Origin of the sequence: Paenibacillus sp. FSL R5-0341 (assembly GCF_037975235.1) — a bacterium.
Lineage (GTDB): Bacteria > Bacillota > Bacilli > Paenibacillales > Paenibacillaceae > Paenibacillus > Paenibacillus amylolyticus_A.
In genome coordinates this window covers 6,071,378-6,083,551 of the sequence record NZ_CP150241.1, presented here as the reverse complement: position 1 = coordinate 6,083,551, position 12,174 = coordinate 6,071,378, and the positions used below count along the sequence as shown (strand labels likewise).

12 protein-coding genes are annotated in these 12,174 nt (G+C 47.9%); 7 read left to right on the top strand and 5 right to left on the bottom strand.

Annotated features, from left to right (window positions below; genetic code table 11):
- Positions 1-273: 273 nt before the first annotated feature.
- On the bottom strand, positions 274-537 hold the full coding sequence (locus MKX75_RS27310; RefSeq protein WP_260986603.1) for a hypothetical protein: 264 nt from the start codon (positions 535-537) through the stop codon (positions 274-276).
- Positions 538-824: 287 nt separating this feature from the next.
- On the opposite strand from MKX75_RS27310, the gene MKX75_RS27305 reads away from it, so the two are divergent.
- The 3 genes from MKX75_RS27305 to MKX75_RS27295 all read left to right on the top strand — a co-directional run bounded on the left by MKX75_RS27305 (position 825) and on the right by MKX75_RS27295 (position 3,766).
- Positions 825-1,562 (top strand): HAD family hydrolase, encoded by a 738-nt coding sequence (locus MKX75_RS27305; RefSeq protein WP_339167570.1) that lies wholly within the window; start codon positions 825-827, stop codon positions 1,560-1,562.
- 385 nt (positions 1,563-1,947) lie between these two features.
- On the top strand, positions 1,948-2,427 hold the full coding sequence (locus MKX75_RS27300) for a DNA starvation/stationary phase protection protein (RefSeq protein ID WP_339167569.1): 480 nt from the start codon (positions 1,948-1,950) through the stop codon (positions 2,425-2,427).
- A 127-nt stretch (positions 2,428-2,554) separates the two neighbouring features.
- Entirely contained in the window at positions 2,555-3,766 is a 1,212-nt protein-coding gene (locus tag MKX75_RS27295; protein WP_339170617.1) for a nitric oxide synthase oxygenase, read from the top strand.
- A gap of 49 nt (positions 3,767-3,815) precedes the next feature.
- On the opposite strand, the gene MKX75_RS27290 is transcribed toward MKX75_RS27295, so the two are convergent.
- Entirely contained in the window at positions 3,816-5,099 is a 1,284-nt protein-coding gene (locus MKX75_RS27290) for an MFS transporter (RefSeq protein ID WP_339167568.1), read from the bottom strand.
- 257 nt (positions 5,100-5,356) lie between these two features.
- On the opposite strand from MKX75_RS27290, the gene MKX75_RS27285 reads away from it, so the two are divergent.
- Genes MKX75_RS27285 through MKX75_RS27270 form a run of 4 tightly spaced genes read left to right on the top strand, consistent with a single transcriptional unit; the run spans position 5,357 to position 9,143 of the window.
- A complete protein-coding gene (locus MKX75_RS27285) occupies positions 5,357-6,466 on the top strand; it encodes an ABC transporter ATP-binding protein (RefSeq protein WP_076332432.1) in 1,110 nt (369 codons plus the stop codon).
- Positions 6,456-7,289, top strand: a complete 834-nt coding sequence (locus MKX75_RS27280; RefSeq protein WP_017691799.1) for an ABC transporter permease — start codon at positions 6,456-6,458, stop codon at positions 7,287-7,289. The genes MKX75_RS27285 and MKX75_RS27280 overlap by 11 nt, the downstream gene beginning before the upstream one ends.
- Complete coding sequence (locus MKX75_RS27275) at positions 7,264-8,073, top strand: ABC transporter permease (protein ID WP_062836831.1); 810 nt, start codon at positions 7,264-7,266, stop codon at positions 8,071-8,073. Before MKX75_RS27280 ends, MKX75_RS27275 begins: the two co-directional genes overlap by 26 nt.
- Positions 8,070-9,143, top strand: coding sequence for an ABC transporter substrate-binding protein (locus tag MKX75_RS27270; RefSeq protein WP_339167566.1), 1,074 nt, complete (start codon positions 8,070-8,072; stop codon positions 9,141-9,143). The genes MKX75_RS27275 and MKX75_RS27270 overlap by 4 nt, the downstream gene beginning before the upstream one ends.
- Before the next feature lie 373 nt (positions 9,144-9,516).
- Here the strand turns inward: MKX75_RS27270 and MKX75_RS27265 are convergent, their stop codons facing one another.
- The 3 genes from MKX75_RS27265 to MKX75_RS27255 form a co-directional block, all read right to left on the bottom strand.
- Complete coding sequence (locus MKX75_RS27265) at positions 9,517-10,017, bottom strand: hypothetical protein (protein ID WP_017691802.1); 501 nt, start codon at positions 10,015-10,017, stop codon at positions 9,517-9,519.
- A 253-nt stretch (positions 10,018-10,270) separates the two neighbouring features.
- Entirely contained in the window at positions 10,271-11,272 is a 1,002-nt protein-coding gene (locus MKX75_RS27260) for a cation diffusion facilitator family transporter (protein ID WP_339167564.1), read from the bottom strand.
- A gap of 194 nt (positions 11,273-11,466) precedes the next feature.
- Complete coding sequence (locus MKX75_RS27255; RefSeq protein ID WP_076332434.1) at positions 11,467-12,063, bottom strand: SMI1/KNR4 family protein; 597 nt, start codon at positions 12,061-12,063, stop codon at positions 11,467-11,469.
- Positions 12,064-12,174: the final 111 nt, after the last annotated feature.

Here is a 12,174-nt window from a genome sequence, read left to right as displayed (position 1 = left end):
GTCGGATGCCTGTACGAAAGACGTGCTTCCACAATCAGTGCATTTCTTTACAGAAGTACTCATATGTTCATTCCACCTTTGTATCATTTTGGATGTGTTCTTTAATAAATTATATTCCAGTAACTGGGATGAGGCAATCATTGATTGTCCACGGTTATCATTTGAGCAAGACTATGTACTCCAATGGAAAAATAGTCCCCCATCATCGTGTCCTGCTATTCATCATAAATAGCAGGACACGATGATGTAAGGACTACTCCTTATATCTTTGATTTACCAAGTTAGCCAACCGCTCGTTCGTTTATAGTTGTGCAGAAGATCATATTGCTCCTGGTACATGAGACGCTTCATTTTGGTTCTATACAGACGATAATCATGTTTACGAGCAGATTTACATTCTTTGTTGTAATGCGTGCTCTTGATTCCTTTACGGTGATCTTTCAGCTTTACTTTTCTTGGATCAATGAACTTCTTGTTGTGTCTCTGTGCGAAAGCTGTTTCATTTTCCCACGATTGAATCTCTTCCTGTGTGAACATCTTCATCCCCGTTGTACCGGGCTAAATTCTGGCTTGAGTAGCCAGTGCCTTGAGCACAACTAATAGAAGAAGAATTTTGAATTGAACATCGTCATCACCTCAGATTTAATCATCCTTATTTTAACATATAAAGCCGTCCGATCAATTCTGGTCTAAGCGTTATTATGGGCACTGTTCTGGAGTAGAAGTTATCACGCAACAAATCCCTTTTGGACGAGGCATAGGATTACATATATAGTAGTAAGAAGAGCATGCTTGAGACAGGAGCAGGGGGATCGGTAACAACTATGAATATAAAAAATGAAGTTAAAACGATATTTTTCGATGTGGATGATACGTTATATGATCACTTGCAGCCGCTTCGTGGCGCGTTGCAGGACGTTCTCGGCCTACCGGATGATTTCCCTTATGCTGAGGCCTATCACCGTTTTCGTTATTACAGTGACTGGCTGTCTGCACAAGAAGATCTATCCGCTGTACCAGAACCGGATGCAGTAGAGCGAATGCGTCGTCGGAGGTTTGAGTTGACGATGGAGGAGTTTGGACTCCCTCTACAATCGGGACAGGCTGAAAAACTGCAAGCACAGTATCTGAGCAGACAGTTCGAGATTGTACCTTTTGAAGGAGCGTATGAGCTGATCAGAAGGCTTCAGGCAGAAGGTCATACCGTTGGTCTGATCACTAATGGAGAAGGAGAGCACCAGCGGCGCAAGCTTGAAGCACTGGATGTGCTCAGTCTCGTGGATGAGCATCTGATTTTCATCTCCGGTACAACTGGGTATGCGAAGCCGGATCGCAGGTTGTTCGAATATGTGAGTAAGCAGTCCGGGACAGATGCCCGTTCCAGCTATTACATCGGAGACTCGTGGCGTAATGATGTGGTAGGTGCAGTGGATGCAGGCTGGACAGTCATCTGGTTCAACCATCGGGCGGCGCTACCGGAGTCCGATCATCAACCTCATTTTGTAGCATCCAGCTATGAAGAGATCAGTCGTATTTTGACTTTTGAGTGTGTTCGTCAATAAAAGTTGTACAGGTGCGTTCATGCAGTCCTATCATCTCGCGGAGATGAAGGGCTGTTTTTGCGTTATGTGCACTGTGAGAATATTCGCAGTATGTGAGCGTAATTGGAGGTATAAATAAAAAGTGAGATCTGGTGCAGGTAGTACTACACACCCTCATTGATCAGCCGTGTGGCGAGTGTAACTAAGCTTTCTATACTGTTACAGGATGAAGCTCAGCTTCATGGAATCTTCATTTACAAGACAGTGTAAAAGCCTTCCCAAACCGTATATGCGGTGTTATAATTAAAACAAGATTTAGATTAAGTCTAAATTAAAATAAGCCAACCAAAGCAATCCATCATAAAATCCAAATTCTATTATTTATATTCGAGAGGGGATAAATTCAATGAGCACAATCCAAACTAGAAACAATACTTTTGCTAACAACGCCACAGCACTTCAAGAGGTCCTGAACCGTCAGATCGCAGGCTGGTCTGTACTATACACGAAACTGCATAACTTCCACTGGTATGTCCAAGGACCTCATTTCTTCACACTGCATGCCAAATTCGAAGAGCTGTACAACTTGGCTACGGCGAATATGGACGAAGTTGCAGAACGTTTGCTGGCTATTGGTGGACGTCCGGTGGCTACGATGACTGAACAGCTGCGTCTGTCTCCGATTGAAGAGGTACAGGGACAGTTGCCTGCTGAGCGTATGGTAGAGTCGGTGGTTGCTGATCTACGCACGATGGTGGAAGTGATTCATCAAGGCATTCACGAAGCGGGAGAAGCAGAGGATAACGCAACAGAAGACATGCTGATTGGATTTACCGCTGCGCTGGATAAAGAGGTCTGGATGTTAAACGCATTTCTGGGCAAATAAGCAAAGTTACCCTTCATCCTGACAACGATATGTAGAGTCCGTGAACAAACTGTCCGTTCGCTTACAAATCCAGTGCGCTTGCCGTATAATGATGGCATCCAAGATGTACAGAATGGTGGAATGAATGATGCGGTCAGACCTGGAACAATTGCAGGAAGAAGCTGAACGGTTTATATATACATGTTATGCAGAGCTGGGTCATTCGCGTGAAGACGCGCAGGCCCGGCTTGTTGCCGTTATGGGCGAGATCGAAGTAACGGGTACCTATGTGCATACCACACAGGAATTGGAGCAGGGTTGTAAAATGGCATGGCGGAACAGCAACCGCTGTATCGGGCGGCTGTTCTGGGATAAATTGCGGATCGTTGATGCGCGTCATGCCGATACGGCAGGAACGGCAGCGGAAGCTGTGCTGAATCATATCCATGTGGCATCCAACGGTGGTAAAGTAATCCCGATGATTACTATCCTTCCACCCGATGGGCCGAATGGAGCTCCAGTACGACTCTGGAATCATCAGCTCATTCGTTATGCCGGATATGAGACAGAGCAAGGTATTATTGGAGATCCTGCTTCGGTGGAACTGACCAAGGCGGCGATCTCACTTGGCTGGCAAGGGGCAGGTAGCCCTTATGATGTGTTACCGCTCATTATTCAGGCACAAGGACAAGCCCCAGAGTGGTATGTTGTGCCAGAAGAAGAGATTGTGGAAGTTCTTATCGAACACCCGGAGCGGGAAGAGATTGCGGAGCTTGGCATGCGCTGGTACGGTGTGCCGATGATTGCGGATATGCGACTGGAGATTGGCGGTATATCTTATCCAGCAGCACCGTTCAATGGTTGGTATATGGGTACCGAGATCGGCGCCCGTAATCTGGCGGATACGTTTCGGTATAACAAGCTGCCTGCGGTGGCGGAAGCGTTTGGATTGAATACGTCGAGTGAAACGACATTGTGGAAGGATCGAGCGTTAGTCGAGCTGAATGTGGCTGTGCTGCATTCGTTCAAAAAAGCAGGCGTGAGCATTGTGGATCACCACACGGCGGCAGCGCAGTTCGAGTTATTTGAACAGCGGGAAGAGAAGGCCGGGCGTGAACTGACCGGAGATTGGGTGTGGCTGATTTCGCCGGTATCTCCGGCGACAACGCATATTTTCCACAGCTCCTATCGGAATGAGATCGTGAAACCGAACTTTTTCCATCAGGATCAGGTGTATACCCTGAAAGATGGCGTGGCATCTGCCGCAGAGCTGCGAAGCAGCGAGCAGCAGAATGCACAGGTAGAGCATCCCCAGCCACAGGCAGGGGATTCACCAATGAAATGCCCGTTTGCACATTAAATTGTGCAGGCGGGTTATTTTTTGTAATCCTTTTTTATCTAATAATGAGTTAACCCTCTTTTAATCGGAACCGACTCCGCATCACAGCCTGAACTACAATGGCAGCAGCAATCAGCACCAGGTTGAACACGAACACAGAGTAGAGCGATCCAACCTCCATAAGTAGCGCTGCAACCAGCGGAGATACGATGGAGCCGATCTCGGCAGCAGAGACAATTTTGCCTATGACAGAACTTCGACTCTCGTCCGGGATATGATCACCAATATGAGCAAAGAATGAATCCATATAACATGCACCGCCAACCCCACCAATCAGCATGCCAACGTAGACCCATAGATGGAAGGATGTGCTTAGAAATACAACGACTTCGATTCCAATTAGGAACATGCCGAGCATACAGAGTAACAGACGATCGCCCATTCGGTCAGAGAGATAACCAACAAAGGGAGCAGCGGCAAGCGTAGAAATTCCGGAGACGGTGAAGGCGAGACTGGTGGCAAACGGGTCCCAGTGCATGATGTGAGCTGCATACAGTGCGAAGTAGGTGAGAAATACGGCGTAGGCACTCATCTCCAAAAAATGAACCGTACCGTAGCCGAGAAGCTGTTGACGTCGGGTAAGCCCTGTAGTTGGGCAAGATATTGTTGATTCGAGAGCTTGGTTGGATAGGGAGGTTAAGGAGGTGTCCGCAGCTTGCGTATGCAGTGCATCAGTTGTTGGTGAAGGTAGAGGAGGGGGGTCATCCGTGGAGAGCACGGAGTGTGCTGAGTTGACCAGAGGTTCTTGTGTCGACTTCATCCCCATCGCAGCGACCACGGCCATCAGACAACATACCGTGACGAGCAAAAAAGGAACCGACAGTGGCCAATGCAATGCGAGCCAGCCACTTATCACCGGACCGAGCACCATGCCGCCACCTTCACTGCTGCTGACATATCCATTGTACAGGCCGCGGTTGTCTACACTGCCCCCATCCCCAATGATGGAACGCACGACCACGGTAAGACCGGTGGAAGCCAGCCCTTGGAGCAGTCGGAGCAGACCGAATAATACGGCAGCAGAAGATAATGCGAATCCACCCATACAGACCGCGAGTAGTAACAGCATGAGGATGAGCGCCTTTTTCCCTCCGAGCTTTCTATAAATTGCCGCTGCTGGAATGCCCCCAAGGACTTTCCCCACATAAAAGAGTGCAAAAATAACCCCCATCATCCAGCCAGCCAGGCCGAATTCTTCAATAAATAAAGGAAACAGGGGCAGGATCATGAATCCGCCCATCTGACTAAGGAAACAAATGGTCATCAGCAAGGGCAAGTTTCGACGAATATCCAAGAGCCAAGACTCCTCTCACACATAAAATGGAATCCCAAACGTACTTCATTTCCCAAAGGAATGCGTAGATATCGACATATATACCCGTAATGTATGCAGAATTTTTGAAAATAAGAAGAAATCACATGTGGCGTTTACATCAAAACCATTGCGGATATACCTGAATCATATATAATAGATGGGTTATCTATAAGGATGTATGAACGAAAGTGTACAGAATGAAGAGGTACCTCAAGTATAAGGGGGCGATGTAAGGCATGTCAGAACAACAACCGATTATCCGCTTCGAAGCGGTGACTCAGCAATACGATCAGGATGAAGCCGTATTGAAGGCGGTCAGCTTTGAGATTGAGCGGGGTAAATTTTATACGCTTCTCGGCCCATCGGGCTGCGGGAAAACAACGATATTGCGGCTGATTGCCGGTTTTGCGGAGCCGACACAGGGCAGTATTTATTTTAACGGTGCGCTTATCAACCGGGTGCCTGCCCACCAGCGGCAGGTGAATACCGTATTTCAGGATTACGCGTTATTTCCGCATTTGAATGTATTTGAGAACGTAGCTTTTGGTTTGCGGATCAAAAAGATGAAAACGGCTGAAATTCGCAGCAAAGTGTTGGAAGCCCTCAAGTTCGTCAATCTGTCCGGTTATGAGAACCGTGAAATTGGCGAAATGTCCGGCGGACAACGACAACGTGTTGCCATTGCACGCGCAATTGTGAACGAACCTGAAATTCTGCTGCTGGACGAGCCGCTCTCGGCACTCGATCTGAAGCTGCGGACCGAAATGCAGTACGAATTACGGGAGCTGCAACAGCGGTTGGGCATCACGTTTATCTTTGTTACGCATGATCAGGAAGAGGCCTTGGCGATGTCCGACGAGATCTTTGTCCTGAATGGCGGCGTGATTCAACAGAGTGGTACACCGAATGATATCTATGATGAGCCAATTAACCGCTTTGTGGCAGACTTTATTGGGGAATCGAACATTGTGTCGGGCAAAATGAAGCAGGACTTTGTGGTGGAATTCGCTGGCGCACAGCACGAGTGCGTCGATCAGGGTCTCCAGCCGGACGAGCCGGTAGAGATTGTCATTCGCCCAGAGGATCTGGAGATTACAACCGAAGACCAAGGCAAGCTGAAGGTCAATGTGGACTCCCAGTTATTCCGCGGGGTGCATTACGAGATATCCACGTACGACGATGCGGGCAATGAGTGGCTTGTTCACTCCACCAAGAAAGCCGTTGTCGGCGCGCGGATAGGGCTGTATTTTGATCCGGAAGCGGTGCACGTCATGCGCTTTAACGAGACCGAGGAAGAGTTCGACAAGCGACTCGAAGCCTACCAAGAGGCCGCTCATGCAGACTAAGGCCAGCACACGCAATGCGTATCTGATTCCATATGTATTATGGATGGTGTTGTTCGTTGTGGCGCCGGTTCTGCTGGTCATCTATTATTCGTTCTTCGATGTAGAGGGCAACTTTACGTTTGGCAACTATGCCCGGTTCTTCACGCCGGTGTACTTGCAGATGACGCTCAGTTCGTTCTGGTATGCATTTCTGATTACGGCGTTCTCGCTGCTAATCTCCTACCCGACGGCGTATATGCTGACCCGGACGAAGCACAAGCAGCTGTGGTTGCTGCTGATCATTTTGCCAAGCTGGATCAATCTCTTGTTAAAAGCGTACGCCTTCATCGGCCTGTTCGGAACGTACGGCTTGACCAACTCCCTGCTTGAAGTGGTGGGTATTGGCACACAGCAGATTTTGTTCACCGATTTCAGCTTTATCTTTGTCTCGGTGTACATCTTCATTCCATTCATGATTCTGCCGATCTTCAATGCGCTGGAAGAGATGAATCCATCGTTGATCTACGCGGCGCGGGATCTGGGGGCCTCATCGTGGCTGACGTTCCGCCGGGTTATTTTTCCACTGACGATTAGTGGAGTGAAATCAGGCTGTCAGGCTGTATTTATTCCAGCGTTGTCTCTGTTCATGATTACCCGCCTCATTGCGGGGAACCGTGTAATTACGTTGGGTACAGCGATTGAACAGCATTTTCTCGTTACCCAGGACTGGGGGATGGGTTCAACGATTGCCGTCTTTTTGATTATTGCGATGGCGATTATTATGTTCCTGACTGGATCAGGCAAGAAGGAGGTGCGTAATGGGAAGAAACGGAAAGCTGTCTAACGTCTATCTAGCCGTTGTATTCGCCATATTGTACGCACCGATTGCGTATCTGATCTTCTACTCCTTCAACAGCGGCGGTCACATGCGCAGCTTCGAAGGATTCACACTTGAATGGTACAGAGAGGTGTTCGCCGATACTCGGCTACTCATCATTGTGCTGAATACATTTATCATTGCGCTCCTGTCATCAGCGATCTCAACGATCCTTGGTGTTGCAGGAGCACTGGCGATCTACCATGTGCGTCGCAAACGGACCAAGAACACGCTGTTGTCACTCAATAACGTGCTCATCGTGAGTCCCGATGTCATCATTGGTGCATCGTTCCTGATCCTGTTTACCATGATTGGTATCAAACTGGGCTTCACTTCGGTCCTGCTGTCTCATATCGCATTCAGTGTACCGATCGTTGTGATCATGGTACTGCCGAAGCTGCAGGAGATGAGTCCAACACTGATGGATGCAGCACGCGATCTGGGCGCTGGTTCATGGCAGATTCTGACGCGTGTGGTGCTGCCATACGTGAAACCGGGTATTTTTGCCGGATTCTTCATGGCGTTGACGTACTCACTCGATGATTTCGCAGTAACATTCTTTGTTACGGGTAATGGATACTCCACACTCTCGGTAGAGATATACTCCAGAGCAAGGCAGGGTGTTTCGTTGTCCATCAATGCTCTGTCTACCCTGTTATTCCTGCTCACGGTGCTGCTGGTGGTTGGATATTACTTCATTAACCGCCGTGCAACACGGATACCTCCCGGAGGAAAGGGGCTGCGACCATGAAGCAACTGGTACGGACATTTGCGCTTGTTTTCGTGGCCGCCTTTGCCCTGATGATTCTGGCTTCATATCTGAACAAGAGTCAGGGGTATTCTGGCGGCAACACGCTGACCATCTATAACTGGGGCGATTATATCGACCCCGATCTGCTCAAGGAATTTGAGGATGAGACTGGCATGAAGGTCATCTATCAGACGTTCGACTCCAATGAAGCGATGTTGACCAAGATTGAGCAGGGGGGTACTACGTTTGATGTGGCGATTCCTTCCGAATATGCGATTAGCAAAATGAAAGAAGAAGACCTGCTCGTTCCACTCGATCATAGCAAATTAACCCACCTGGACAACATTGATCCGCGGTTCATGGACTTGTCCTTTGATGAAGGCAACAAGTACTCCATCCCTTATTTCTGGGGAACGGTGGGGGTTGTGTACAATCCTGAGCTGGTAGATGGATTGACGTTTGATAGCTGGAATGACCTGTGGGACCCACGTTTGAAAAATCAAATCCTGCTCCTTGACGGTGCACGTGAAGTCATTGGGATGGGATTGAACAGTCTCGGGTATTCTCTGAACGATACCAACGAAGACCACCTGCAAGAAGCGCTGAAGAAGCTGTCTACATTGACACCAAACGTCAGAGCAATTGTCGGAGACGAGATCAAGATGCTGCTTGCGAATGAGGAAGCTGCGGTTGGACTTGTGTGGTCCGGGGATGCATCGGAGATTATGGATGAGAACGATAAGCTGGATTACATGGTGCCGGAAGAAGGCTCGAACCTCTGGTTCGACAACATGGTTATTCCGAAGACAGCGAGTAATATTGAAGGGGCACACCAGTTTATCAACTTCATGCTGGACCCGGATCATGCCGCTCGCAATGCCGAGTATGTCGGGTATTCCACCCCAAACGCCGAGGCGCTTAAGCTGCTGCCAGAGGACATCTCGGAGGATGAACGCTTCTATCCGGACGAGACACTGACAGGTAAGCTGGAGGTCTACGATAATCTGGGCAAAAAAATGCTCTCGCATTATAACGACCTGTTCCTGGAGTTTAAAATGCACAGCAAATAAGAGGTCATAGCATCTGATAACGATCCACCGTGGCTTACTAAGTAGAGTCAATAGCGTGTGAACAGTTTGTTAGATTATGAAAAAAACAAAAAGGGGTGCTGCTCGTCATTTCATTTGAATGACGAGCAGCACCCCTTTATTTTTACCTACTTCAGAGCAATAGCGCTTGAAGTGCCATATAAGATGAACATTAAAGATCAAACGTTAACGGAGGAGACAGAAAAAACTGAAGAAGCGAAGCGCTCGCCTTTATCAACGGATTTTCCCATTCTAGATGGGATTAAAAAAAATCCGGGGATAACAGCGATCCGAAGTTGTTCTGTCACCGCAGTGACTCAGTTAATCGCACCCTGTTCATCTTATATAATTGCCACTACATGCGCTTTTTGCGACCTACCATGATCCAAGCCCCACCCATAATCAGCACAATCGCCACAAATGGTTGGATAAAGCTCAAGCTGCTCAGCATCGTGCCAATCGACATTACGGCGAAAAACAACAGCGATATCACCGTTAGAATGTTGATGGGGATCAGCAACCATTTGTTTCGACCACCGAACCAGTACAATTCGAATAAACCAACAGCTACAGCCAGAATGAAGCCCGGCCACATCGTACCCCAGTTGTTAAACAGCATCGCGATCTGACAGACAATACCGACAGTGAGCAGCAAGCCACCGGGAACCAGCAGTCCAACCCCTCTGCCAATCATGGAGAAGTACAGCCAGTGGAAGAACAGTCCGAGTGGAATCACGAATAACGTGGGCCAGAAGGTCGCAAAGATCGTACCCGGACCGAGTGAACCTCCCTGGTTCAGAATCAGGTACACGCCCAGCAAAATGAGAACAGGCGCTAGGATCGTACGTTTAGCCATAATATCTCTCCTTCTCAATCAAACATTAATTTCCGAACGGTTGTATGTAGAGCAATACTTTCGTTACTCACAGCATACCATGAACTGGAAAAGTCTATCCTCCGTCTTTGGAGTTAAAGTCAACCTAGACCAAAGTCTAGGTACGTAAATTTGAGAAACGATACTCCCTAGATGAGCGAGTAGTTGAACATGCTCAAAACCCACTCTGTTGAAGAGTGGGTTCTGTCTTTCTTTTTATCAAAAGAGAAGCTCGTTATTTCACTACGTCCGAATGTTTCTTGCCCCAACTGTTCACGCCGTCATCTTCAATAATGGAGATTACTGCGTCCGCGATGTCGGGGTTCGTCATCAACTTCTCCTGAATACGGAACTTGATGTCATCCGCATCGGCAAGGCTGAGTCCTTTGGTCAGTTCAATCAGACCTTCCACATGATAATAACGGCCTTCCTGAATGATACGCATCATCTGAATATCGGCAACATGCGTGTCTGCCAGAATGGTCTGGGATACTTTGTCCTCAATATCCTGCGGAGCCGCAACACCAATTAATCCGATCATATTATCATAACCGACACGGAAGGCTACAGCGATCATCAGACATCCAATAATCGTTGTCACAATGCCGTCGAGCAATGCAAAATTGGTCAAGGCAATGACCACGACAGAGATCAATGCAAGCAGGGCACCAAGTACAGCGACAACATCTTCGTAGAAGACGAGACGGGTTGGTGGCGCAGCACGGCCAACATTTTTGATGGCAGCAGGTACCAGGGCAAATCCGGCGGCTTTGGGTGCGCGTGCTTCTTTGAGAATTTCCTTCATGGCTTTGATCAGAATGGCCCCGTCGATCAGAATGTTCAAGACGAGCACACCGATGTTAATCCAGAGACCCCCGGAATGACCGGCAGGATGTTGTAGCAGGTGAATCCCCTCATGAATGGTCTCATAGGCCATAATCGTCACAACAATAACAGCGATCATGCAGAAAATGTTAATGACCCGTCCGAATCCGGTCGGGAAGCGGCGTGTAGGTTTTTTCTCGGACAACACACTTCCGACAAAGACAAACCCTTGGTTAATGGCATCAGCGAGTGAATGCATCGCCGAAGCGAACATGGCGCCACTGCCACTGAATAGGAAGGCTCCGCCCTTGCACACAGCAAGTACAGCATTACCTGCCATCGCTACGGCGGAGGATGTGTTTCCTTTTTTGACGAGAGACATAAAGCTCTCAGACTTCGGTTGTTCAGCCACTTCGTATGTTCCTCCCAGATCAATGTGATGTGTAGAAAAGATAGTCCTCATCTATATAGCATGTGCATTTCCACTAAATGTTATTATAACCGCTTTGACATATCCCAGCATTATGCAAAAAAGGTCATATCATCATGCTATTCATGTGATCCATAGGGAGTAGGCTGGTTCCAGCTTGGGTACTTTGCACTTCTTCAGTACTCGATGGCCTCAATGGCACGTAAATTCCGGTTGGATTGTTCCAAAAGCTCCGTAAACGTCCCGGCGACATAATATACGAAATCCGGATCATGCACGTACATAATAATCTGCCCAACCGTTCCTTGCTCTGTCGGATCAAAATCGAACATCAGATACAGTGAGCCACCTCCAAGCATGCCAAACGTAATCCATTTCTTTTGAAAAAGGTAGGGCTTGATTCGGGGATCAAGCTCATGGATCTCTTCTTCGGTAAAATAATCATCCATGCGGTTCTCCACCAGCGTGGACTGTTCCTTTTGAATCTTTTCCAGGGATAACAGGTAAAATGGCTCGGATTCTCGTCCTTCCTCTAGGCTTGGATACAAGACATGAAAGCCATAACCACTCCCATTTTTACGTTTATAGAAAGCACGAAAATCAGCAGGTAATTGAATACCGTGCTCACGTTCGAATGCGTCAAGCTGCTCATCCGTCACGCCTTCAAACTCGCGATAAGCCTCCAAGAGCTCCCGGTTTTCCTCATCCTGTACCTTCTCTTCAAGTAAACCATCCAGTTCATCCATCAATTCATATATACGTTGTTCTGGCATCCAATTCCCCTCCGTATGAGCTATTCAGATAATAGGGTGAGTGATATGTGAGCAAACTGTGCCTGATTTCACCTCATATTATAGTTATAATCCGAAAAAGCACACAAGAAT